This window comes from Streptomyces sp. NPDC050564, assembly GCF_044457265.1.
Lineage (GTDB): Bacteria > Actinomycetota > Actinomycetes > Streptomycetales > Streptomycetaceae > Streptomyces.
Genome location: NZ_JBITGS010000036.1, coordinates 32,469 through 53,931 on the forward strand (window position 1 = coordinate 32,469; position 21,463 = coordinate 53,931).

Annotated in this window: 19 protein-coding genes and 2 pseudogenes; 16 read left to right on the plus strand and 5 right to left on the minus strand. The window is 70.7% G+C overall.

The genetic code is table 11. The features are described 5' to 3' along the window. Positions 1 to 35: 35 nt before the first annotated feature. The 8 genes from ACIBK0_RS40290 to ACIBK0_RS40325 all read left to right on the plus strand — a co-directional run bounded on the left by ACIBK0_RS40290 (position 36) and on the right by ACIBK0_RS40325 (position 7,316). Positions 36 to 773 carry a FadR/GntR family transcriptional regulator gene (locus ACIBK0_RS40290; protein ID WP_399091682.1) on the plus strand — a complete coding sequence of 246 codons (738 nt, stop codon included), beginning with the start codon at positions 36 to 38 and terminating at the stop codon, positions 771 to 773. Further along, on the plus strand, positions 770 to 1,915 hold the full coding sequence (gene dgoD / locus ACIBK0_RS40295; RefSeq protein ID WP_399091540.1) for a galactonate dehydratase: 1,146 nt from the start codon (positions 770 to 772) through the stop codon (positions 1,913 to 1,915). Before ACIBK0_RS40290 ends, dgoD begins: the two co-directional genes overlap by 4 nt. Continuing rightward, positions 1,912 to 2,733: a hypothetical protein gene (locus tag ACIBK0_RS40300; protein ID WP_399091543.1), complete on the plus strand. Its 822-nt coding sequence runs from the start codon at positions 1,912 to 1,914 to the stop codon at positions 2,731 to 2,733. Before dgoD ends, ACIBK0_RS40300 begins: the two co-directional genes overlap by 4 nt. Before the next feature lie 29 nt (positions 2,734 to 2,762). After that, positions 2,763 to 3,395: a bifunctional 4-hydroxy-2-oxoglutarate aldolase/2-dehydro-3-deoxy-phosphogluconate aldolase gene (locus ACIBK0_RS40305; protein ID WP_399091546.1), complete on the plus strand. Its 633-nt coding sequence runs from the start codon at positions 2,763 to 2,765 to the stop codon at positions 3,393 to 3,395. Positions 3,396 to 3,457: 62 nt separating this feature from the next. After that, positions 3,458 to 4,282 (plus strand): SMP-30/gluconolactonase/LRE family protein, encoded by an 825-nt coding sequence (locus ACIBK0_RS40310; protein ID WP_399091685.1) that lies wholly within the window; start codon positions 3,458 to 3,460, stop codon positions 4,280 to 4,282. Beyond that, entirely contained in the window at positions 4,279 to 5,268 is a 990-nt protein-coding gene (locus tag ACIBK0_RS40315) for a sugar kinase (RefSeq protein ID WP_399091549.1), read from the plus strand. Before ACIBK0_RS40310 ends, ACIBK0_RS40315 begins: the two co-directional genes overlap by 4 nt. Positions 5,269 to 5,437: 169 nt before the next feature. Further along, positions 5,438 to 6,217 (plus strand): SDR family NAD(P)-dependent oxidoreductase, encoded by a 780-nt coding sequence (locus ACIBK0_RS40320; protein WP_399091552.1) that lies wholly within the window; start codon positions 5,438 to 5,440, stop codon positions 6,215 to 6,217. 430 nt (positions 6,218 to 6,647) lie between these two features. Continuing rightward, on the plus strand, positions 6,648 to 7,316 hold the full coding sequence (locus ACIBK0_RS40325) for a hypothetical protein (protein ID WP_399091555.1): 669 nt from the start codon (positions 6,648 to 6,650) through the stop codon (positions 7,314 to 7,316). Positions 7,317 to 7,505: 189 nt separating this feature from the next. On the opposite strand, the gene ACIBK0_RS40330 is transcribed toward ACIBK0_RS40325, so the two are convergent. Together ACIBK0_RS40330 and ACIBK0_RS40335 are read right to left on the minus strand one after the other, a co-directional pair. Further along, positions 7,506 to 7,946: a hypothetical protein gene (locus ACIBK0_RS40330; protein ID WP_399091558.1), complete on the minus strand. Its 441-nt coding sequence runs from the start codon at positions 7,944 to 7,946 to the stop codon at positions 7,506 to 7,508. A 120-nt stretch (positions 7,947 to 8,066) separates the two neighbouring features. Then, positions 8,067 to 10,100, minus strand: a complete 2,034-nt coding sequence (locus ACIBK0_RS40335; RefSeq protein ID WP_399091561.1) for a BTAD domain-containing putative transcriptional regulator — start codon at positions 10,098 to 10,100, stop codon at positions 8,067 to 8,069. Positions 10,101 to 10,267: 167 nt separating this feature from the next. Here ACIBK0_RS40335 and ACIBK0_RS40340 point away from each other — a divergent pair, with 167 nt between their 5' ends. The 3 genes and pseudogenes from ACIBK0_RS40340 to ACIBK0_RS40350 all read left to right on the plus strand — a co-directional run. Next, complete coding sequence (locus tag ACIBK0_RS40340) at positions 10,268 to 11,146, plus strand: alpha/beta fold hydrolase (protein ID WP_399091564.1); 879 nt, start codon at positions 10,268 to 10,270, stop codon at positions 11,144 to 11,146. Between the two features lie 56 nt (positions 11,147 to 11,202). Next, positions 11,203 to 11,865 carry a class I SAM-dependent methyltransferase gene (locus ACIBK0_RS40345; protein WP_399091567.1) on the plus strand — a complete coding sequence of 221 codons (663 nt, stop codon included), beginning with the start codon at positions 11,203 to 11,205 and terminating at the stop codon, positions 11,863 to 11,865. A 126-nt stretch (positions 11,866 to 11,991) separates the two neighbouring features. Further along, positions 11,992 to 12,231 (plus strand): annotated as a pseudogene (locus ACIBK0_RS40350) (5-methyltetrahydropteroyltriglutamate--homocysteine S-methyltransferase); the annotation flags it as partial. A gap of 231 nt (positions 12,232 to 12,462) precedes the next feature. On the opposite strand, the gene ACIBK0_RS40355 reads toward ACIBK0_RS40350, so the two are convergent. Further along, complete coding sequence (locus ACIBK0_RS40355) at positions 12,463 to 13,035, minus strand: histidine phosphatase family protein (protein WP_399091570.1); 573 nt, start codon at positions 13,033 to 13,035, stop codon at positions 12,463 to 12,465. 255 nt (positions 13,036 to 13,290) lie between these two features. Here ACIBK0_RS40355 and ACIBK0_RS40360 point away from each other — a divergent pair, with 255 nt between their 5' ends. The 3 genes from ACIBK0_RS40360 to ACIBK0_RS40370 all read left to right on the plus strand — a co-directional run bounded on the left by ACIBK0_RS40360 (position 13,291) and on the right by ACIBK0_RS40370 (position 16,519). Beyond that, on the plus strand, positions 13,291 to 13,515 hold the full coding sequence (locus ACIBK0_RS40360) for a CbtB domain-containing protein (RefSeq protein ID WP_189192273.1): 225 nt from the start codon (positions 13,291 to 13,293) through the stop codon (positions 13,513 to 13,515). A gap of 57 nt (positions 13,516 to 13,572) precedes the next feature. Beyond that, a complete protein-coding gene (locus ACIBK0_RS40365) occupies positions 13,573 to 14,334 on the plus strand; it encodes a CbtA family protein (protein WP_399091573.1) in 762 nt (253 codons plus the stop codon). 400 nt (positions 14,335 to 14,734) lie between these two features. Continuing rightward, on the plus strand, positions 14,735 to 16,519 hold the full coding sequence (locus ACIBK0_RS40370; protein ID WP_399091576.1) for a protein kinase: 1,785 nt from the start codon (positions 14,735 to 14,737) through the stop codon (positions 16,517 to 16,519). Positions 16,520 to 16,578: 59 nt separating this feature from the next. Here ACIBK0_RS40370 and ACIBK0_RS40375 read toward each other — a convergent pair. Beyond that, positions 16,579 to 16,719, minus strand: a pseudogene (locus ACIBK0_RS40375) (IS5/IS1182 family transposase); the annotation flags it as partial. Between the two features lie 113 nt (positions 16,720 to 16,832). Between ACIBK0_RS40375 and ACIBK0_RS40380 the strand changes: the two are divergent. Then, on the plus strand, positions 16,833 to 17,657 hold the full coding sequence (locus ACIBK0_RS40380; RefSeq protein WP_399091579.1) for an intradiol ring-cleavage dioxygenase: 825 nt from the start codon (positions 16,833 to 16,835) through the stop codon (positions 17,655 to 17,657). Positions 17,658 to 18,025: 368 nt separating this feature from the next. Then, positions 18,026 to 20,263: an ATP-binding protein gene (locus ACIBK0_RS40385; RefSeq protein WP_399091582.1), complete on the plus strand. Its 2,238-nt coding sequence runs from the start codon at positions 18,026 to 18,028 to the stop codon at positions 20,261 to 20,263. A gap of 64 nt (positions 20,264 to 20,327) precedes the next feature. Here ACIBK0_RS40385 and ACIBK0_RS40390 read toward each other — a convergent pair whose 3' ends face one another. Further along, positions 20,328 to 21,461, minus strand: coding sequence for an ABC transporter ATP-binding protein (locus ACIBK0_RS40390; protein ID WP_399091585.1), 1,134 nt, complete (start codon positions 21,459 to 21,461; stop codon positions 20,328 to 20,330). Positions 21,462 to 21,463: the final 2 nt, after the last annotated feature.

A 21,463-nucleotide genomic window follows, 5' to 3' on the forward strand; every position in this document is an offset into this window, starting at 1 on the left:
CCACGCTCACCTCCGAAGCAGAAAGGCTGTACGACATGACGCCCTACGCCCGTCGCGGCGTGCACGGTCAGACCGTGGAAGCCCTCGCCCGCCGTATCCTCAGCGGCGAGATCCCCGAGGGCGCCACGCTCGACCTGGTGGCACTGCAGAGCGAGCTGGACGTGAGCCTCACCGCCCTGCGCGAGTCCCTCAAAGTGCTCGCCGCCAAGGGGATGGTCGACGCCCGCCAGAAGCGCGGCACCTTCGTACGGGCCCGGGCCGACTGGAACCTGCTCGACGCCGACGTACTGCGCTGGCAGTTCGAGGGCGGCCGCACCACCGAGGCCGACCGCGCGCTGCTGCACAACCTCGCCGAAGTGCGCGCCATCATCGAACCGGCCGCCGTGCGCCTCGCCGCCGAACGGCGCACCGACGCGGACCTCGCCGCCCTCGACAAGGCCCTGGAGGCGATGGCAGAGCGCGGCACCGACGCGGCACACGCCGTCGAAGCGGACCTCGCCTTCCACCGCGCCCTGCTCGCCGCCACCCACAACGAACTCCTCGAACGCATGGAGATGGTGATCGAGTCGGGCCTGGCCCACCGCGACCGCATCGTGCACAGCCACCCGCACAGCGAGGACCCCGTACCGGCCCACCACGCCGTCCTGGACGCCGTACGGGAGCAGAACCCGCAGGCGGCCGAGGCCGCGATGCGCGCCCTGCTCGACCAGGCCGGCCGCGATCTGGACCGCATCGGCGGCTCCGACGAGACGGAAGGCTCGCGCGCTCAGTGAAGATCACTCGCATCGAAACCTTTCTCGTCCCGCCACGCTGGCTGTTCTGTCGCATCGAGACCGACGACGGCGTGGTCGGCTGGGGTGAACCGGTCGTCGAGGGACGCGCCGAGGTGGTCCGGGCCGCCGTGGACGTCCTGGCCGAATACCTCGTCGGCCAGGACCCGCTGCGCATCCAGGACCACTGGCAAGTACTCACCAAGGGCGGCTTCTATCGCGGCGGCCCCGTCCTGTCCAGTGCCGTCGCCGGTCTCGACCAGGCCCTGTGGGACATCGCGGGAAAGACGTACGGCGCCCCGGTGCACGCCCTGCTGGGCGGCCCCGTGCGCGACCGGGTCCGGGTCTACGCCTGGGTCGGCGGTGATGAACCCGCCGAGCTCACCGAGCAGATATCCGCCCAGGTGGAGGCCGGTTTCACCGCCGTCAAGATGAACGGTGCCGGGGCCACATCGCCGGTGGCCACCGCGGCCGAGACCGCGGCGGTCGTCGCCCGTGTGACAGCCGCCCGCGAGGTCCTCGGCCCGGACCGTGACGTAGCCGTCGACTTCCACGGCCGCTTCACGGCCGCCGGCGCTCGCCGGGTCCTGGCCGAACTCGCCTGTCTGCACCCGCTGTTCGTCGAGGAACCCGTCGTACCCGAACAAGGGCACCTGCTACCCGGCCTTGTCGCGGCGACCGACGTACCGCTCGCCACCGGCGAGCGGCTCTACGGGCGCAGCGAGTTCCTGCCCGTCCTCGCCGCGGGCATCGCCGTCGCCCAGCCGGACCTGTCCCACGCCGGCGGTATCTCCGAAGTGCACCGCATCGCGTCGCTCGCCGAGACCTACGGCGCCCTCCTCGCACCGCACTGCCCCCTCGGCCCGATCGCCCTGGCGGCCAGTCTCCAGATCGCGTTCGCGACACCGAACTTCCTGATCCAGGAGCAGAGCCGAGGCATCCACTACAACAAGGACGCCGACCTGCTCTCCTACGTCGTCGACCCCGAACCGTTCCGGTTCGTGGACGGGCACGCACCTCGCGGCGAGGCACCCGGCCTGGGCGTCACCGTTGACGAGGCGGCCGTACGCGCGGCCGACCGCACCGGTCACGCCTGGCGCAACCCGGTGTGGCGGCATGCCGACGGCTCCTTCACGGAGTGGTGACGGTGCCCCTGGACATCGTCACCGATCCCGCGCACGGCGGTCGGTGGACGTCGCTGCGGGCAGCAGACCGCGAGTGGCTGTGGAGGCGCGAGTCCCCGCAGCGCGAGAGCGTGTCCCCCGGCGATGCCTTCGTGGATGCGGGAGGGCTGGAGGAATGCGTCCCCACCGTGCGGGGTGCGCCCGACCACGGTGAAGCCTGGTCACGGCCCTGGACGCGTGACGAGCACGGCACGGAAACCGTGCGCGGGAGCCGATTCGTTCTGACGCGCGCGATGCGGCCCACGGCCGACGGCGCCGAGGCCGACTACCTCCTGACCGCCGACGCGGGTTTCCGCTTCGTCTGGGCCGCGCACGCGCTGCTCGATCTGTCCGAGCACGCTGCTCTGCACGCCCGCGCGGGAGCGAGCACCCGTCTCTTCCCGGAAGCGGCCCCGCTGCTGGGCCGGGCATGGCCGACGGGCGCCCGCTGGGTGGAGGGAGGCTGGCCCGCCCCCTGCGGACTGAGCCTGGACCGGCTCGGTCCCGACGACGGCACCGCGGTCGGAGCCGTCGTGGACGTATCACGCTGCTGCGTCCACGACCGCGAGGACCGCCTCGCGCTGACTCTCGAAGCCGACGGGCAGCCCATGTCGATCGGCCTGTGGCGCAATCTCGGGGGCTTTCCCGCCGAACGTCCTTATCGCAGTACGGGAGTTGAGCCGATGCTCGGCCGGGTCTTCGACCTCGCCGAGGCGGGCCCCGGTGACGCCGCCTGCGTGCCGGCGTCCGGGGAAGTCCGCTGGCGGCTGACCCTGACCGCGAACTGCCGCTGTCCCTGAACCGGCCTGTGAGACAAGGAGACTCGTCCATGGATCTTCGAGCGGCCCTGGCCGCCCACCGCCTGGTCGCGATCATTCGCGGATCCGACCCCGACGCCGCGCTGCGCACTGTGCTGACCCTGGCCGACGCGGGCATCGAGCTGATCGAGGTTTCGCTGACCGGAAAGGACGCCCTGTCCGTCATCGAGCGGGCGCGACGGGACCTCGGCCCCGACCGGCCCCTCGGCGTCGGCACCGTCCTGACCGCCGCCGATGCCCGTGCTGCCCACCTGGCCGGGGCGGACTTCGCCGTCACCCCCGCACTGGGAGACGGCGCCGAGGCCGCACGCGAACTGGACATGCCCGTCCTGGCCGGCGTCATGACTCCGACCGAGATCCTGAGCGCACGTGCCCTCGGTGCCGCCGCGCTGAAGATCTTCCCCGCTGCCCAGGCCGGCGGCCCCGCCTACCTCAGGGCCCTGCGCGGACCGTTCCCGCGCGAGCCGTTCGTCCCGGTGGGCGGCATCGACGAACGGGCCGCCCGCGCCTATCTGGCCGCCGGAGCAACCGCCGTCGGCGTCGGCTCACCGCTTGTCGGCGACGCCGCCGACGGCGGCAGCCTCACCGGCCTCCGTGCCCGTGCCCGCGCCTTTCGAGCCGCCGTAGAGGAGGTCACGCAGTGATCGAAGCCCTCCGTCCCGACCGACTGGAACTCGGCGAGGGCATCCGCTGGACGGAGCACGGCATGGTGCTCGTGGACATCCTCGCGGGCCGGCTGCTGAGCGCCCCCGACGACCCTGGAGCGCCCTTGAGGGAACTGGCTCAACTGCCGGAACCTCTCGGAGCGGTGGCGCCCGTCGCCGACCGCCCCGGCACCTGGATCGCCGCGGCCGGGACGGGGATCTGCCTGCTCGCCCCCGACGGCTCCACGACGTGGCTGGCGCGCCCCGAGGCGACGGCTCCGCTGCCCATGCGCATGAACGACGCCACCGCCGATCCGTCCGGCCGGTTCTGGGCGGGCAGCATGTCCTACGAGGCCGACGAGGGCGTCGGCGCGCTCTACCGGGTGGACCACGACGGCACGGTGGTCCGCGTCCTCGACGGCATCACTGTGCCGAACGGGCCCGCGTTCACCGCCGACGGCCGCACCATGTACCTGGCCGACAGTGCCCGGGGGATCGTCCGGCGCTTCCCGGTCGACCCGATGACCGCCCACCTCGGCGCACCCGAGACCTATGTCACCGTGGACGAAGGCAGCCCCGACGGCATGGTGGTCGATGTCGAAGGAGCCGTCTGGATCGCCATGTGGGGTACGGGAGAGGTACGCCGGTATCTGCCGGACGGCCGACTCGACCGCACCGTGAAACTGCCGGCGCGTCAACCCGCCGGTGTCTGCCTTCGACACGACGTCCTGCACGTCACCACCGCCCGCGTCGGTCTTGCCGCACCCGGCCCGCACGACGGCGCACTCTTCGCCGTGCCGGTCGACGTACCGGGGACACCGGCGCCCGCCTGCCGACTCGACACCGCTGGGCGGCTGCGGCCGACGGTCGCGGCGGAGCCGGCATGAACACCCCCTGGCTTCCCCGCACCGACCCGGTTGTGTGCATCGGCGAGACGATGGCAGCCCTGGCCCCCGACCCGCCCCGGCCGTTGCTGGACGCCGAGGCGCTGCACCTGTCGGTTGCCGGAGCCGAGTCGAACGTCGCCATGTACCTGGCGGATCACGGCATCCCCGTGGCCTGGGTCTCGGCCGTTGGGGACGACGCACTGGGACTGCGTGTCCGGGCTGCCGTCGCGGCCGCCGGAGTCGACGTCTCGCACGTGCGCACCGACCCCCACCGTCCCACGGGCCTTCTCGTCAAGAACCCGCTGTCCACCGGCACCCGTGTCCACTACTACCGCAGCGACTCGGCGGCCTCCGCCCTCGGTCCCGAACTCCTGGAACAGGACGTGGTGCGCACGGCCTCCGTACTCCACTTCACCGGCATCACACCGGCACTGTCCTCCTCCTGTCGGCGCCTGGTGACGCGTGCTCTCGCCGTTCCCGCCGGTGAGCGACCCCATGCGGTCAGCTTCGACGTCAATCACCGCGCCGCGTTGTGGCCGGACGGCGCGGCTCCCGCCCTTCTGCGTGAGCTGGCAGACCGGGCGGACATCGTCTTCGTGGGGCTCGACGAGGCGCAGGACCTGTGGGGCGCCAAACTGACGGCCACGGGCATCCGCGCGCTGCTCCCGCATCCGCGGATCCTGGTCGTCAAGGACGGGGCTCGCGCCGCGTCCGCGCTCACCGCGGACGGCATCCGGACGGTGCCGGCCCTGCGGACGACGGTCGTGGAGCCGGTCGGCGCCGGTGACGCCTTCGCGGCCGGCTTCCTCACGGGCCTGGTACGAGGAGTGACCATGACGCGAGCCCTCCGCCTCGGTCACGTCACGGCCGTGTCCGCGCTCAAAGTGACGGGAGATCACGGCGCCTTGCCCGGCACGGAAGAGATGGAACGGCTCCTCCGTATCCCGGCGCCGGAGTGGGAAGCGTTGGATGCCGACCGTCTCTGAGGGAGTTTCCGAGAAGGGGAGACCACGATCAGGCGCCTCGCCGGGAGGCGGAGGTCTGCATTCCCCACACGGCGCCCATGGGATGGCCAGAGCTGAGCGGTTGATCTCCCCACCCGCCGCGTTCCGCCCTGGACACTCTCGCCATGGACGCGCCGTCTAGGGTGCGGACATGATCTCGCAAAACTACCTCTCCGAACTGTTCTCGCTGGACGGCCGGGTCGCCGTGGTGACGGGCGGCAGTTCCGGCATCGGCCGGGCGATTGCCGGGGCTCTGGCGCGAGCGGGGGCGAGCGTGGTGATCGTGGCGCGCAAGGAGTCGGAACTGGCCGCCACGGTCGACGAGTTGGCGGCGGACGGCTGCCGGGCCGCCTGGGTGAGCGCCGACCTGAGCACCCGCGACGGGGTGCGCGCGGCGGCGGAGCAGGCAGCCGCGGTGTTCGGCGAGCCCGACATCCTCGTCAACAGCGCCGGGATCAACCTGCGGCCGCCGATGGACGAGCTGGGCGAGGAGACGTGGGACGCGACGATGGCGGTGAACCTGGAGGCGCCCTACTTGTTGGGCCGGCGGTTCGGGCCCGGCATGGCCGAGCGGGGCTTCGGGCGGATCATCCACATCACCTCCCAGCAGGCGCACCGGGCGTTCGTCCAGAGCGGCGTCTACGGGGTCTCCAAGGGGGCGCTGGAGTCGCTGGCCCGTTCGCAGGCCGAGGCGTGGTCGCCCCACGGCGTCACCTGCAACACGCTGGTGCCCGGCTTCGTCATGACACCGCTCAACGCGCGGTTGTCCTCCGACCCGGAGAAGGTGGCGGCGCTGGCCGCGCGCACGATGGTCGGGCGCAACGGCCTGGCCGAGGACTTCGCCGGAGCGGCGGTATTCCTGGCCGGCCGCGCCTCCGGCTACGTCACCGGGCAGTCGATCTTCGTCGACGGCGGGTTCTCCGTCCACTGAGCCCGACACCGCCTGAGAACCAACCAGCTGCGGATCACCAGCAGAGCCGGGAAATCTCGGGGTTCTGTCCGCGGTTTCGTGGATGCGCCGCCCGACCGCACCGACAGAGTCACGCAACTGCGGACAGAGCAAAACGCTGTCGGAGTTCCGTGAACCTCATGTCCGGTTGAGGATCCGGATGCGGAGGAGTCGGAAGGATTCACGGCCGTATAGGGCCCACTTGAGGGTTTTCACGCGGTTGACGTGGCCTTCCACCATTCCCGGAACTCCACTTGTGGGTGAGGTCGGCGGTGACGGCATCACGGTCCCAGAGGATCGAGCTCACCGCGCACGGCTCACACCGCGGTGGTTGTAGTCAGGTCCGGGGTGCGGGTGCTGTGCCCTCACTTGGCATAGTTGACCTCGCCAAGGCGGCAAGGAAGGAAGGGTCATGGACGAGGAACCGGAGCGCCACCGGGTCGAGTTCGCGAGTGGTACTGCCGCCTCGGTGGAGAAGCGGCGCTCCTTCCGCGACCACGAGCGCAACGATATAGAACCCGACCTGCCCGGCTGGCCCCCTGGACAGACCTTCGCGGTGCGGGGGTTCTTCGGCAAGCTCGGCCGACACGTCCATACTCTCGTCACCGGGCTGCTGATGTTGCCGCTGTACATCATCGCCAGCGCCCTCGGCAGTCCCGCGTCGCCCGACAAGCGGGGGAAGCTGGAGGAGCGCGAGAACGAAGTCGACGACTTCCCCGTCATGTGGGCGGGCGTGGGCGAGACGGCTCGTACGCTGCCTTGGCAGCTCGACCCCTCCAGGCGGTCCTGGCGCATGGTGACCGAGATCGAACTGGACGAGTCTGATGGCCTCGTGCGCATCACGTCGTACGAGGACACGGCGCGGGGCAGTCGGTTCCTCGCATGGGGCGGTGGCGAGAAGGTTCCGGGATCCGAGGCCGTCCTCTGGTCGCTGCCTCGGAAGGAAATCGTCGGCGCGGAGATCAAGCGATTCAGCATGGCCGAGTCCGACTTCAAGATCTCCTTCCGGGACGGGTCGTGGGCCCGGCTGACGACGACTTCGTCGGACGGTGCGCGGAGGATCGCGGCTCTCCTTTGTTGAAGAGCGTTTTTCCGGCCAGTCGTGTTTGGTTCCAGGCTTGGGTGTCGCGCCAGTTCGGGGCGGATTCACGGGTGAATCTGCGGCTTATGAGGTCGATCGCCGCGACGTGGATCATGGCTTCGGAGCGAGCTGGCTTACTGGCCGCTTCCCCCACCGATTCCAGCCGTGGGGGAAACGGCCAGTAATTGGTCAGCTCGGGAAGTAGACCTGGCAGCCTGTAGTGGGGACGGCGTATTCGTCCTCGAGACAGACCCGGACGTACGCAGCGCCGCCGACGACATTCGCGGGAATCGAGAACGGGGGGATCGAATCCGCTGTGTTGCAGTGAGTACTGGTGCTCCTGGCGGCGAGCGGGTTGTCAGAGGCATCGTACGTGCTGAACCACGCCCTTCGGCAGCCTTTGGCGATCAGCACTCCCTGGAAGCCGACCGCCCGATTGGACCAGGTCAAGGTGCCGTAGACGTAGCTGCCGCTCTGGTCCTCAATGTCCACCGTGGCGGTCCGGGCGGCGGCCGTGGTCGGCGCTGCCGGCGTCGCCGGAGCCGCCGCGACGGCCGGTGCCGTCAGCGCCGCGGACAGGGCCAGGCCCGCCGCGGCGGCAAGGTTGAGCGCAGATCGGCGTAACGCCATGTGGATCTCCTTCGCTGCGAGTTCGCGGAATGCGGCTTGGAGGCTACCCGCCGCCCTTGCACTTTGTCGGAAGAATGCAGACGCCTTTACGCTGAATGAAGCCACACGTGCCGCGAGGCGCTATGGGCGGGCGAGCGCCGAGGCCAGCGCTTTGAGCTGTTCGGACACCGGTCCGAGGGTGATCAGACCGCTTCCGGCTCCGGCGAGTTCGGCGGAAGCCGGCTCCAGTTGGGTGTACGCACGCCGCATCACCGTGTGGTCGCCCACACTGATCGCTGCCTGCGCGAGAAGACACCAGAGTGCCTCGAACATCAGATCGCGCGGCGGGGAAGCGATGTCCCGCAGCGCCTGGCGGGCATCGTCGTCGTTCCCTTGGGAAACGAGCAGAAGGGGGCGCACCCAGGGTTCGTAGGGACCCCAATCGGTCTGCCCGTCCATCTCGCCGATGAGTGCCGGCTTGCCGTGGCGGACGTAGAGACTCAGCCGGGCCAGCGGCAGCAGACCGCGTTGCAGCCCCGGCATACCGGCCCCGTCCAAGCGGCCTGCGGCCTCTTCGTACGCGGATTCGGCCGCCCGCAGAGGCTGCGTCATGGCGGCGCGCAATGCTTGGTACCACGTGGTGAAGACGGACACGAGCGGTAGTTCGTGTCGTTCGGACAGCGCGTTCGCAGCCGCCGCGTGCCGGCCGGCTCCGGAGAAGTCGGCGAGGGCACATCGTGCCTGAAGGCGAATGAGGTGGCCCAGTACCTCGTACGTGACGAGGTTGTCGCGCGCGGACAGGGACACCACTTCGGCGCCGATCGCGTCGCGACGGGCAGCCAGACCGGCCCGGTGGAACGTCTGCATGAAGACGCCGTTCAAGGCGAAGGCCAGCAGCGACGGGTTGTCGAGGCGCCGTGCGATCTGCTCGGCCTGCCGGGCGGCCTGGAAGGCGCGTGCACCTGCTCCCGCAGTCGCGGGTTCGGTGGGGAGTGTTCCGCGGGACTCCACGGCGATGGTGGCGAGCAGCCGTCCATGTGCCGCGCCTTGGTTCGTGGCGGGCAGCCGTCCATGTGTCCCGCCTTGGTTCGTGGCGGGCAGGAGCTGCAAGGTCCGTTCCGCTGCCCCCACCAACCACGCGGCCTGCACCGGGTCGTCCGACCGGGTCCAGATCGCGGGCACGTCGTAGATGCCGATCACGCGTGCCGTGAGTTCGGGGTCGCCCAGCTGCTCCGCCGCGGCCACGGCCGCAACCCGGTGGCGTCGGGCGGCCTCCAGCCCGCCCCCTCCCGTCACCGCCAGGTCGCGCATCAGGCCGGCGGTGGACTCGAGCCGGGTCCGGGCACGGGAGGCGACGGCGCTCTCGTAGGCTGCTGCCGCCTGAGCCCAGACCTGGTCCGCCGTACCGCCGGGCCCCGGGTCCAGGTGATCGGCTTGCTGCAGTACGTCCGCTTCCAGCCGGCGCAGCCTCGGGCCGGGATCCACGCCCAGGTGGTCTCTGAGCATCTGCCGCGCGCGACGGAGCACGGACAGCGCGTCCGCCTGCCGTCCGGAGCGATACAGGGCAAGTGCGAGAAGCTGCCAGGCTTCTTCACGCCATGGATGTTCCGCAACATGCGCATCGAGATCCGGTACGGCCTCGGCGGCCGCGCCCAGGGCGATCCGGGCTTCGGCACGGCGCTCGACGGCATGGAGGCGGAGTTCGGTCAGGCGGGAGCGTTCCACGCGGGCCCACGGCTCGTCCGCGAAATCGGCGTAGGCGGGCCCCCGCCACGATCCCAACGCGTCGGTGAGCCGGGACACGAGGTCAGCGGGACGAAGACCGGCCCCGGAACCCACGGCCTTCTCGAACCGCCAGGCATCGACATCGTCGTGCGCTGCCCGTAGCGCGTAGCCGGGGCCTTCGGTGACCAGCAGCCGCGCCGGGGCCCGAGGCGGCCGGTCGGGTTCGAGGGAGCGGCGCAGGCCGGCGACGAAGGTCCGGATCGTGCCGACCGCGTCCGCGGGCGGTTCCTCCCACAGATCCTCCACCAGCCGCGAGACCGGTACGACCTGTCGGCGGGCGACGATGAGACGGGCCAGCACCGCGCGGTGCATGGGGCCCTTGAGCGGGACGGTTTCTCCGGTCTCGTCCCAGGCCAGGACGGGCCCCAGGACCCCGAAGTCCACGCTCATGCCGGCGTCCGTCCTTCTCTGCTGCTCCCGCTCCCGGCCCAACGTACAGCGTGTCCGGCGTTCATCGGCTGCTCATTGAGGCCCCGCACGCTGGACACATCGGGTGACCGGGACACGTCGCGGACAGCCGGATGACCAAGCCCCACGGGAACGAAGAGAGCCCAGCCATGGAACCCACCCTCACCGGTTTCGGCCATCAGCGCGTAGCGGTGGCCGACGATGTCTCCCTCAGCGTCGCCGTGGGCGGGTCCGGCACGCCGGTCGTGCTTCTCCACGGCTTCCCCGAGACCCATCTGATGTGGCGGCACGTCGCCAGGGACCTCGCTGCCGACCACACCGTCATCTGCCCCGACCTGCGCGGCTATGGGGACAGTGACAAGCCCGTGGAAGGCGGGCCGGACACCTACTCCAAGCGGACCATGGCCCGCGACATCGTCACCCTGGCGAGGAAGCTGGGACACGACCGCTTCGCCCTGGCCGGTCACGACCGCGGAGCCCTGGTGGCCCTCCGGGCGGGGTTGGACCACCCCGATGTGATCACCCACCTGGCGTGTCTCGACGTGCTGCCGACGGTCGACATGTGGGAAGCGCTGCACGGCAGGAGTGCGGCCGTCGGCTTCCACCTGTACCTCATGGCCCAGCCGGCCGGGCTGCCCGAGCGCATGATCGCCGCCGACCCAGACGCCTTCTTCGGTCATTTCCTCGATCTGTGGGCCAACGACCCCGAAGCCATTCCGAGCGACATCCGCGCCGCTTACCTCCGGGCCTGCCGCAACGCGGTGCCCTCGATCGTCGCCGACTACCGCGCATCCGCCGGTATCGACGTCGAACACGACCAGGACGACCGCGCGGCCGGCAACAAGCTGACCATGCCGGTGACCGTCCTCCAGCAGGACTGGGGCGCCGCGCTCGGTTATGAAGCCGCCGCCCTGTGGGGCGCGTGGGCGCGCGACCTGCGGCACTCCACCGTCTCGTGCGGCCACTTCATGGCCGAGGAGGCTCCCACCGACATCGCCGAAGCACTCAGGGACCTGCTGGCACGATAGCGGCGAGGATGCCCGGCTCCTGACGGGCTTCAGGCAGACGTGGGAACCGAGGAGTCATGGCGGACGAGAACGAACTGGCCGAGGCCCAGCGTGTGCACTGGCAGGACACGTACACCGCGCATCCGGGGATGTACGGCGAGCAGCCGTCCGCGCCCGCGGTCCACGCCTGCGCAGTGTTTCGTGCGGCAGGGGCGAGGGACGTACTGGAACTCGGAGCCGGCCACGGCCGCGACGCCCTCTACTTCGCGCGCGAAGGCTTTACCGTGCGGGCCACCGACTTCAGCGCCACCGGCCTCGACCAGCTCCGGGCGAGCGCCAAGGCCCAGGACGTCACAGGGCGAGTCACCACCGTCCTGCATGACGTCCGCGACCCGCTGCCTCTTCCGGACGCCTCGGTGGACGCGGTCTTCGCGCACATGCTGCTGTGCATGGCGCTGTCGACCGCGGAGATCCGCGCTCTCGTCGGCGAGGTCCGCCGCGTCCTGCGACCGGGCGGCGTGTTCGTCTACACCGTGCGGCACACTGGTGACGCCCACTACGGCGCCGGCACCGCTCACGGCGATGACATCTACGAGCATGGAGGTTTCGCCGTGCACTACTTCTCCCGCGACCTGGTCGACGCACTCGCCGACGGCTGGACTCTGGAAGATGTCTTCCCCTTCGAGGAAGGCGACCTGCCCCGTCGCCTGTGGCGTATCACCCAGACGGTGCACCGTTGATCACCCAAGGGCGGGCAACTCTCGTCCCCACAAGGGCCGACGGAACAGTGGGCGCCCCGCTCGCCCGCCGTGCCGCCTGATCCGCCGCTGTCGGCCACACGGCGGGCGAGCGAAGTCGTCGTCCCGGTCGTCGACGAACTCGCCGCGGTCTGTCACCCGCGCGCGGTCGGCCCCAGCATCTACGACATCCACTCACCGCGCATCCCCGGCGCCACCGAGGCAACTAACTTGTCGCACAGGGGACTTGAGGTAATCCCGAGCGAACGACTCCGGGTCAACCTCGACTGCGGCCTGAAGACCCGCGGCCGGCCCGAGGCCCGCGCCTCCCTGGAGAACCTCGTCATCGCCGCCCGCCAGGTCCGCTCCACCCCGAGGGCTCGGAGAGAATTTACCTGCGGGCTCTGGGACTTGACCTCCCAGGTCAACGCGCTGCCCGCCCGCATGTTGTTCTCCTGCGGGCCCCGACCGGCACCGAGTCCTGACATGCGAGGGGCCGCCGCGCGGGAACGCACGCACGGCGGTCCCTCGCCCCAGCGCCAGGGAGAACCCACGATGAGCAGGGAACACGCGTTGAGGTCGACGTGGCCACACCACCCGTTACCCCGCTGCGGTCAACGGCCGCCCGCAGCGCAGATTCCACCGCCCCGACCGGCCGCTGAGCTCCGTCGCACTCAGCGGGGCCACGTCGAGCCGCCAGAAGGTCTGCGCCGGGATCGCGAGAGCGTGCACAAGGGCCGCCCGCACGACGGCGGGCTCGGCGACGGCGAGGATCCGCCCGCCGTGTCCGGACCACGACTCCAGCCAGTTCCCCACGCGGTCCACCAGATCCAGCACCGACTCACCGCCGTGCGGCGCCCCGGCCGGATCGTGCAGCCATTCGGCCATTTCCTCCGGGGTCTCCTGGGCGACGTCGTCCAGCGATCGGCCCCGCCAACGACCCACATCGAGATCCCGCAACTCCCGTACCACAGCGGCATCCAGGCCGAGGGCTTCGGCGGTACCGCGGCACCGCTCCGACGGGGCGGTGCACATCACTTCTTGCGGCGGCAGAGCACCCGCGGCCGCACGGGCCCGCTGCGCGGCCGACTCGTCCAGCGGCGCGTCGTCGAACCGGACCTGTCGCAGGGCCGCGTTGACCGCCGGTGACAGCATGGTGATACGCGCCACCAACTTTCCTTTCATCTGTACCGATTCGCCCACGTAGGGGCGCACATTCCGCCACGTGCGCCGTAGCGGCCGTGGCCGCCGCGCGCTACGGTCTCATGGACATCGACGGCGTATGGAAGTCCGGTGAGAACCCGGCACGGTCGCGCCACTGTATGTCCGGCACAGGACCCGCACTTCGGGGCCACCGCCGGGCGAGTCAGACCCAGGCCGTCGGAAGTGCACCAATGACCGGGACGCGTTGTTCCCAGGAGGTTCTCCATGGCCCAGTCCGCCATTCCCGCGCCGAGCGCACCCCAGGTGTCGGAGATCACCCCCATCTCCCTCAAGGCGATCGCGCCGTGGGCCGCCTTCATCGGCATCCTCGCGCTGATCCTCCTGTACTTCGTCGGTGCCGAGCAGGGCGCCACCGCCCTGATCTCCGGCGAGAACGTGCACGAGTGGGTGCACGACGGCCGCCACCTGCTCGGCTTCCCCTGCCACTGACACAGCTGACACCGCTCACAGTCTCGGCCTCGTCCCCGGGGGAATCGAAGAAAAATCATGAACTCCATATCGGTAAGGGCGCTACTCGTCCGCGGCATGCTCGCCGGCCTCGCGGCCGGCGTGCTGGCGCTGATCGTCGCCTACCTGCTCGGCGAGCCCCGCGTGGACTCCGCCATCGCCTACGAGGACGGCCACAGCCATGAGCACGGCGTCGAACTCGTCAGCCGCACCATGCAGTCGACCGCCGGTCTGGCCACCGGTGTCCTGATCTACGGCGTCGCCATCGGCGGCATCGCGGGCCTGGCCGTCTGCGTCGCCCTGGGCCGCATCGGCCGCTTCGGTCCGCGCGCCACAGCGGCCCTGGTCTCCCTGGGCGCGCTGATCGCCGTATACGTCGTGCCGTTCCTGAAGTACCCGGCCAACCCGCCGTCGGTGGGAGACCCCGACACCATCGGCAAGCGCACCACGCTGTACTTCCTGATGGTCGCGCTGAGCGTGCTCCTCGCCGTCGCGGCGACGATCCTCGGCAAGCGCCTGGCCCCGCGCCTGGGCAACTGGTACGCCACGGTGGCCGCGGCGGCGGCCTTCGTCGCGGCCGTCGGTCTCGCCTACGCGTTCCTGCCGGCGATCAACGAAGTGCCCAAGGACTTTTCGGCGACCCTGCTGTGGCAGTTCCGCCTGGCGGCCCTGGCCATCCAGGCCACGCTGTGGGTGTCCTTCGGCCTGGTCTTCGGCCACCTCGCCGAACGTCTCCTGTCACCTCGTCCGGTGGCAGCCACCACCGGCACGACGACCGGCGCCGCAACCGCGGCGCACTGACCCACACGTTCAACTCCGTTGCGCCGTCCGGCCTGCCTTCCGGCATGCCGGACGGCGCAACGGCTTTGGGCGCGCGGGACGTGAAGGCCGCGGTGAGGCTCCTGCGTGTGAGAGTCCTTGACTCCAGAGTTGTTGCGCAGCTTGCCGCCCGCCAGTAGGTCACCCAATCGTGGGCGAGCCGCGCCATGTTCTTCTTCCGCCGTCCACGTCGCACGCCATGTAGGGCGGCAGCGGGCTGCCGTCCTCACCAGGCCTGGACGCCGGTGCTGCTTGCCGCAGGAGTAGAACCGTCCCGGCCGTTCCGGACGTCCTCGGTTTCACCGGAATCATCAACGGCCCCTATTCTCAACGACGTTGCATTGATGACCATGCGGAACGAGTTCGGGGGACCCATACCACCATGAGCGGTACGAACGGGGACGGGCGCAGCGAGCGGGAGGACTACGTCGACGGGGGCATCAAGCCGCTCACCGCCTTCGACCCGGCACGCATCGGGCCGTATCTGCTGCTTGGCCGGCTCGGTGCCGGCGGCATGGGGCGGGTGTTCCTCGCGCGGTCGGACAGCGGGCGCACCGTCGCCGTGAAGGTGGTGCACGAGGAGCATGTGTCCGACGAGCGGTTCAGGGCGCGGTTCCGGCGGGAGATCGAGGCGGCGGGGCGGGTCGCCGAGCGGTACACCGCGCCCGTCCTCGACGCCGGGCCCGACGAAGAGCCCCCGTGGGTGGTGACCGGGTATGTGCCGGGTCTCTCGCTGGAGCAAGTCGTGCGGAGGCACGGGCCGTTGCCCACCGCTTCGCTGCACACCCTCGCCGACGGGCTGCTGCGCGCCCTGAAGGACATCCATGACGCGGGGATCGTGCACCGCGACCTGAAGCCCTCGAACGTCATGCTGACCGTGGACGGGACCAAGGTCATCGACTTCGGGATCGCGCGGGCCCTCGAGACCTCCGTCGAGTCGCTGCTGACCAGCACGGGGATGGTCGTCGGGTCGCCCGGTTTCATGTCGCCGGAGCAGATTCGCGGGCAGAGCGCCGGGCCCAAGAGCGATGTGTTCACCGTCGGGTGCGTGCTCACGTACGCGGCGACGGGGCGGCTGCCCTTCGGGCACGGGGCCAGTAACCAGCACGCCGTCATGTACCGGATCGTGCAGGAAGAGCCGGATCTGGAGGGGGTCGAGGATCCCGCTCTCCGGTCGCTCATCGCGCGGTCTCTGACCAAGGACGCCGAGCAACGGCCGGGTGTGGACGGGCTGTTGGCGGATCTCGAGCAGGTCGGGCCGGAGACCGCCGGGCGGGCGTGGCTGCCCGCCGAGGTGGTCACGCACCTCGCACAGCAGGCCGCCCGGCTGCTCGACGCCGAGGTGCAGCCACTGCGCGAGAAGCCCGCGGACCGGGCGACCGTCGGCCTGCGCCCGCAGGCCGAGCCGCCCGTTGTCGTCCAGGCGGGCAACAGCTCCGAGCGGGAGGAGCAGCGTGCTCGGCGCCCCCGTCGGCGCCGGACGATCATCGCGCTGCCCGTTGTCGTCGTTCTCACCGTCGGCGGAGGCACATTGGCCGTACTCCAGCCCTGGAGCGGCGGCGGCGACGGAGCGCACGCCGAGTCGCCCGACAGCAGCGTGAGCGCCACCCCCGACGGCAGCACCTCGCCGAGCAGGCCGAGCGGCTCACCTTCCAAGGGAGGGAAGGGCAAGGACAGCGGGAAGGTCAAGGAAAGGCCCAAGGAGCAGGGTGACGGCGGGAGTTCGGAAACGCCCGGAGGGACTTCAGCCGCCTCCGGCGACTCGCCCTCCGGCTCCTCGGACTCGGACGCAGGGGGCTCAACCGCCTCCTCGGGCACGGACGGCACCGGTTCGACCGGTTCCGGCGGCTCGTCCACCGGCTCCGCGCCGCCCGCCATGAAGAGCTACAGGGTCGAGTACACGAACTCCTGCGTCGGCGCGTGCTCCATGCCGCTCAAGGTGAGCTGGTCGGCGGTGTCCCGAGCGACCCGCTACGACATCCACTACACCAACAAGGGCAGCAATTTTACCGAGAAGAACGTCGACACCGTCTACTCCACGGGCAACACCAGTTACACGATCCAGGGCCCGTACTCCGGTGACGAGATCTGCGTCGCGGTGCGCGCGGCCAACAAATACGGTGCCTCCGCCTGGGCGGAGACCTGGTGCGGGACGGTTCCCTACTGAAGCGTGCTGCAGAAGGCCGTGATCAGACAGCCTGAGGTGGGCTGTTGGCGTGCTGGTGCGGCAAGGGCGAGGTTGTGCATGCGGGCGACGGCTTGGACGGCGTGGGGGAGACCCTCTCCGCGCTGCCGGCAGTCGCGGAGGATCCTGTAGTGCTTCATGCGGGCGAAGGCGTGTTCCACGCGGGCCCGCACCCGGCGATGCTCCGGACCCGTCCGCGGGCGGTGGGACGTCGGCGCGCCGAGTTTCGTAACACGCCCAATTCACCGGTCATCTGATCGATGCCCTGGACCGCCGCACGCGCCACTGTCGAAGCATGACTGATACCCCCCACCCCCTGTCCGCGGAACCGGAGCGCGCCCCTGAGCCCGCCGACGGTCCGGCCCGCGCAACCCGCAGATCCGTCATCGCCGCCCTCGGCGGGGCGACCCTCGGAGTGGCCGCCCTCGGGCTGACGGGCTCCGCGGCCGCAGAGCCGACCGCTGCCACGGACCGGAACGCCGCAGCCCAGTTACCCGCCCAGCCGGCCGCCGCCTGCGTCCTCACGCCCGAACAGACCGAGGGGCCCTACTACCTGGACCTGGAAACGGTCCGCAAGAACATCACCGAGGGCAAGGCCGGCGTCCCGCTCACCCTCCGCGTCACGGTGATCGACACCGCAACCTGCGCCCCGCTGCCCAACACAGCGGTCGACATCTGGCACTGTGACGCGCTGGGGATCTACTCGGGCTACGTGGCCGGCGGCTCCACCCCGGATACGACCTTCCTGCGCGGCGTCCAACTGACCGACTCCGCCGGTGTCGCGGAATTCACCACGGTCTACCCGGGCTGGTACGTCGGCCGTGCCCTGCACATCCACGTGAAGACACATGTCGGCGGGACCGTTTCCGGCGGGGTGTACCGGGGAGGTCACGTGGCCCACACCGGCCAGCTCTACTTCCCGGAGACGTACAACACCAGGGTCGCCGCTCTGGCCCCCTACAGGAACAACACGGCCACCCGCACGCTCAACGCGAGGGACGGCATCTACCGCAACGGCGGATCCTCGACCCTGCTGACCATCACACCGGTGGGCAGCGACCTCAGCAAGGGAGTGACCGGCACCGTCGTACTCGGTATAGCTCCCGCCGCCACGCCCTGACCCGGTCCCACCAGCGATGGTCGGAGTGCAGGACTGCCCTGCACTCCGCTTCGGGGCGCCACCGTCAGTGTTTCGTCCGTGGAATGTGCGGCCAGGAATCGAGGATGAGCCGGAGGCAGACGTGTGAGGTGTGCGGCGCAGCGCTGACCCCGAGACCGCACGGCGGTCGCCCGGCTCGCTACTGCTCCAACGCGTGCAGACAACGGGCGCTCAGGCAACGGGCGGCGCGCGGGGATTCCCGTCGGGCCCTGACGGCCGCGTCACCTGCATCACCTGCCGCGTCGGCCGCTGTCTCCTCGATCGCCCAGGCGCGCGATCTGCCACGGGCGCTCGACTCCTTTGTCGGCCGACGGCAGGAACTGTCGCGCTTGCGCAGCCTGCCGAGGACCTCGCGGTTGGTCACGCTGACCGGTGCCGGCGGCGTCGGAAAGACGCGCCTGGCGCTGGAGTTCGCCAAGGGCCTGCCCGGCCGTGACGGACGTGTCGACCTGGTCGAACTCGACTCACTGCAGGACGGCGCTCTGCTGGCGCAGTCCGTGGCCGCCGCGCTCGCCGTGGGCGAAGGGGCGGGACCATCCGGCCTCGACGTTCTGGCCCGCGCGATCGGCGACGCTTCCCGGCTGTTGATCCTGGACAATTGCGAGCATCTGGCCGAGCCGTGCGCCCGACTGACCGCGGCGCTCCTCGGCCGCTGCCCTCGGCTACGGATCCTGGCCACCAGCCGGGAGGCCCTGCGGGTACCCGGCGAGATCGTGTTCAGGGTCGGCGAGCTGTCCCTGCCACCGGCCGACGCCGGGGAGGACCCGATAGCCCTGCTGCGATCGGATGCCGTCCGGCTGTTCGTCGAACGTGCCTCGAGTTGCGCACCCGGATTCACGCTCCGCCGCGACAATGGCCGGGCCGTTGCCGAGATCTGCCGCCGACTGGACGGTCTGACTCTCGCCGTCGAGCTGGCGGCTCGCCGGGTCGGCACCCTTCCCCTGTATGACATCCTGGCCGGACTGGACGACCAGCTGTCTCTGCTGACCGACGGAAGCAGAACCGGGCCGCCGCGCCACAGCGGACTGGTCGCCGCGATCGACTGGAGCCATCGGCTGCTAGAACCGGCGGAGCAGGCCGTCTTCCGGCGACTCGCGGTCCTCGTCGGCGGCTTCGACACCGCTGCGGCGCAGGCGGTCTGCGCAGGTGACGGCATCGCACCGCGGCAGATACTCCGTGTCCTGTGCGCCCTTGAGGCCAAGTCCCTCATCGCACGTGTGCCAGGAGACGCGCAGCCCGCGCGATTCAGACAGTTGGGCGCCATCCGTGTCTACGCGTTGGAGCGCCTGCACGCGTCCGGCGAGCTGCACACCACTTGGGAACGGGCCACCGAGTGGCTGATCGATCTGGCGGAGCGGGTGGGCGACGAGGTGTTCGCCGACCAGGCCGGCGGCCCGCTTGCCGTCGAACGGGACAATCTCGCGGCGGCCCTGGCGTGGACGACCGGCCGCGACAGCTGCTCGCACGTGCGGCTGGCGCTGGAACTGGCTCGGGTGCACTTCCAGCAGGAGCAGCCGTCGGCCGCCCGTACGCTGCTGAGCGGACTTCTGCAGGAGGCCGACGGCCGGGCGCTCGGCGGTGCGGTGCCGGCGCTCGCCGCTCGCGTGGCCTGCCAGCAGGCCGACCTGGCACAGGCACTGCGCCTCGGCGAGCAGGCGGTGGACCTGGAGCGCACCCGCAACCACCCTGCCGGCCTCGCCAACGCACTGGACGCGCGGGCCGCGGCACGGCTGTGCCGCGGCGAATTCGCCGCGGCCGTCGAGGATCTGCGCGCCTGCCTGGACCTCGTCGCCGCGCTCGGCAAACCGCAGGACACGGCCTGGTGCACCCATCACCTGGCGTGGGCGCTGCTCCAAGCCGGCCGGGAACTCGAGGCCGACGCGCTCATGTCCCGCTGCCTGCCGGTGCTCAGGGAGCACGCGCCGTGGAGCCGGGCCGCGGCCGCTCTGCACACCGCGGGCGCCGTGCGGCTGGCTCTGGGCCGGCTGGACAGCGCCGAGGCGCTGTTCGCGGAAGTCCTGCGGATCGTCCCCGAAGCAAGTTTCCACGCTCTGTACCCCATTGAGGGCCTGGCCCTCGTGGCCGCCGAGAGCGGCGACCTGCAGCGAGCCCTACGGCTGTACGAGGCGAGTGCGCAGGCACGCCGCAGGCTGGACACCGAGCCCGAGGCTCCATGGCGCCGCCAGGTGGAACAGACGGCGACTCGTGCGAGGACACGGCTGTCGGCGGCCGCGCGGGACGCGGCCGTCAGCGGCGGCCACCGGCTGCTCGGGGACCGGCTTGTCGCGTACGCCCTGCGGAACAGGGATGGTGACCACCGAACGAGGACGGACGCCGGACAGGTCGTCGACGACCAGTCCACGCTCACCGCGAGGGAGTTCATGGTGGCCGAACTGGTCGCCGACGGACTGACCAACCGGCACATCGCGGACCGGCTCGGTCTCTCGATACGTACGGTCGCCACGCATCTGGACAAGGTCCGCGACAAACTGGGCGTACGATCGCGCACGCAGATCGCCTTGTGGGTGGCCGCACGGGCCATGGACGGGCGCACCTCGTTGCGATGAGTTCCGCGACGGGCCCGAGCGACCCGCTGCGAAACCACCTTGAAGTACCCCGTCCCGGCAGTCCTCAGGGCTCCAGGACGAGCAGCTGAGCCTCCTCCGGGGACCAGCCGACCGTCACCTCGCTGTCGAGGATGCCCGTCGCGCGCGAGCCCGTGCCGAGTTCGCGCATGACCACGTCCTGGCCACCCACGTGCAGCCGATGACGGATCGTGGCGCCGAGGCCGGTGGACGACAGCACCCGGCCGGAGCCGCGGTTCTCGCAGCGGTCGGCGTCGACGAACCGCAGATGCTCGGGGCGGATGGAGACCGCGTACGCGTCGCCCTTGGCCCCGCGGTCCCGAACCCGGCCCACTCCCCAGGCACCGAGGTCGACAACGGCCTCGCCGTCCTTGCGTTCCAGCACCGTGCAGGGCAGCAGATTGGTGTCGCCGAGGAAGTTGGCCACCCAGTCGGTACGCGGATGCGCGTACACGTCCTCGGGGGCGCCCTCCTGCACGATCCTGCCGTCGCGCATGACCACGATCCTGTCGGACATGGACATGGCCTCGTCCTGGTCGTGGGTGACGAACAGGACGGAGATACCGAGCGACTGCTGCAGGGTCTTGACCTCGTCCTGCATCTGCTCGCGCAGGCGCTTGTCCAGGGCGGCCATCGGCTCGTCCAGGAGAAGGGCCGCGGGGTTGAACACCAGGGCACGCGCGAGCGCGACGCGCTGCTGCTGGCCGCCGGACATCTGACGCGGACGACGGTCGCCGAGCCCGGCCAGCCCGACCCGGGCGAGCGCCTCCTCCGCGCGCGTGCGCCGCTCGCCGCGCTGCACCCCTCGCATGCGCAGCGGGAACTCGACGTTCTCGGCGGCGCTCATGTGCGGGAACAGCGCGTAACTCTGGAAGACGACGCCGAGGTTGCGGTCCTTGGGGGGCAGCCGGTCCACCGGTTCGCCGTCGATCAGCACGGTGCCGGAGGTGAGTTCCTCGAAGCCGGCGACCATCATCATCGTCGTGGTCTTGCCCGAACCGCTCGGCCCGAGCAAGGTGACGAACTCGCCGGGTTCGACCGCCAGATCGAGATCGTCGACGGCGGCGACATTCCCGTACATCTTGCGGACGCCCCGCAGCTCGATGGCGCCCCGACACTCCTCGTGGGGAGCCGAGGCGGAGGTCTGCTGTGTGGTCGTGGTCGTGGTCGTGGTCGTCATGG

What these genes read in the sequence shown, in the direction of transcription:
- ACIBK0_RS40310 (WP_399091685.1), top strand. Translation starts at nt 3,458, where the DNA reads ATGGTGCTCGTGGACATCCTCGCGGGCCGGCTGCTGAGCGCCCCCGAC.
- ACIBK0_RS40305 (WP_399091546.1), top strand. Translation starts at nt 2,763, where the DNA reads ATGGATCTTCGAGCGGCCCTGGCCGCCCACCGCCTGGTCGCGATCATT.
- ACIBK0_RS40365 (WP_399091573.1), top strand. Translation starts at nt 13,573, where the DNA reads ATGAACTCCATATCGGTAAGGGCGCTACTCGTCCGCGGCATGCTCGCC.
- ACIBK0_RS40325 (WP_399091555.1), top strand. Translation starts at nt 6,648, where the DNA reads ATGGACGAGGAACCGGAGCGCCACCGGGTCGAGTTCGCGAGTGGTACT.
- ACIBK0_RS40335 (WP_399091561.1), bottom strand. Translation starts at nt 10,100, where the DNA reads ATGAGCGTGGACTTCGGGGTCCTGGGGCCCGTCCTGGCCTGGGACGAG.
- ACIBK0_RS40390 (WP_399091585.1), bottom strand. Translation starts at nt 21,461, where the DNA reads ATGACGACCACGACCACGACCACGACCACACAGCAGACCTCCGCCTCG.
- ACIBK0_RS40320 (WP_399091552.1), top strand. Translation starts at nt 5,438, where the DNA reads ATGATCTCGCAAAACTACCTCTCCGAACTGTTCTCGCTGGACGGCCGG.
- ACIBK0_RS40290 (WP_399091682.1), top strand. Translation starts at nt 36, where the DNA reads ATGACGCCCTACGCCCGTCGCGGCGTGCACGGTCAGACCGTGGAAGCC.
- ACIBK0_RS40315 (WP_399091549.1), top strand. Translation starts at nt 4,279, where the DNA reads ATGAACACCCCCTGGCTTCCCCGCACCGACCCGGTTGTGTGCATCGGC.
- ACIBK0_RS40330 (WP_399091558.1), bottom strand. Translation starts at nt 7,946, where the DNA reads ATGGCGTTACGCCGATCTGCGCTCAACCTTGCCGCCGCGGCGGGCCTG.
- ACIBK0_RS40370 (WP_399091576.1), top strand. Translation starts at nt 14,735, where the DNA reads ATGAGCGGTACGAACGGGGACGGGCGCAGCGAGCGGGAGGACTACGTC.
- ACIBK0_RS40345 (WP_399091567.1), top strand. Translation starts at nt 11,203, where the DNA reads ATGGCGGACGAGAACGAACTGGCCGAGGCCCAGCGTGTGCACTGGCAG.
- ACIBK0_RS40340 (WP_399091564.1), top strand. Translation starts at nt 10,268, where the DNA reads ATGGAACCCACCCTCACCGGTTTCGGCCATCAGCGCGTAGCGGTGGCC.
- ACIBK0_RS40360 (WP_189192273.1), top strand. Translation starts at nt 13,291, where the DNA reads ATGGCCCAGTCCGCCATTCCCGCGCCGAGCGCACCCCAGGTGTCGGAG.
- ACIBK0_RS40380 (WP_399091579.1), top strand. Translation starts at nt 16,833, where the DNA reads ATGACTGATACCCCCCACCCCCTGTCCGCGGAACCGGAGCGCGCCCCT.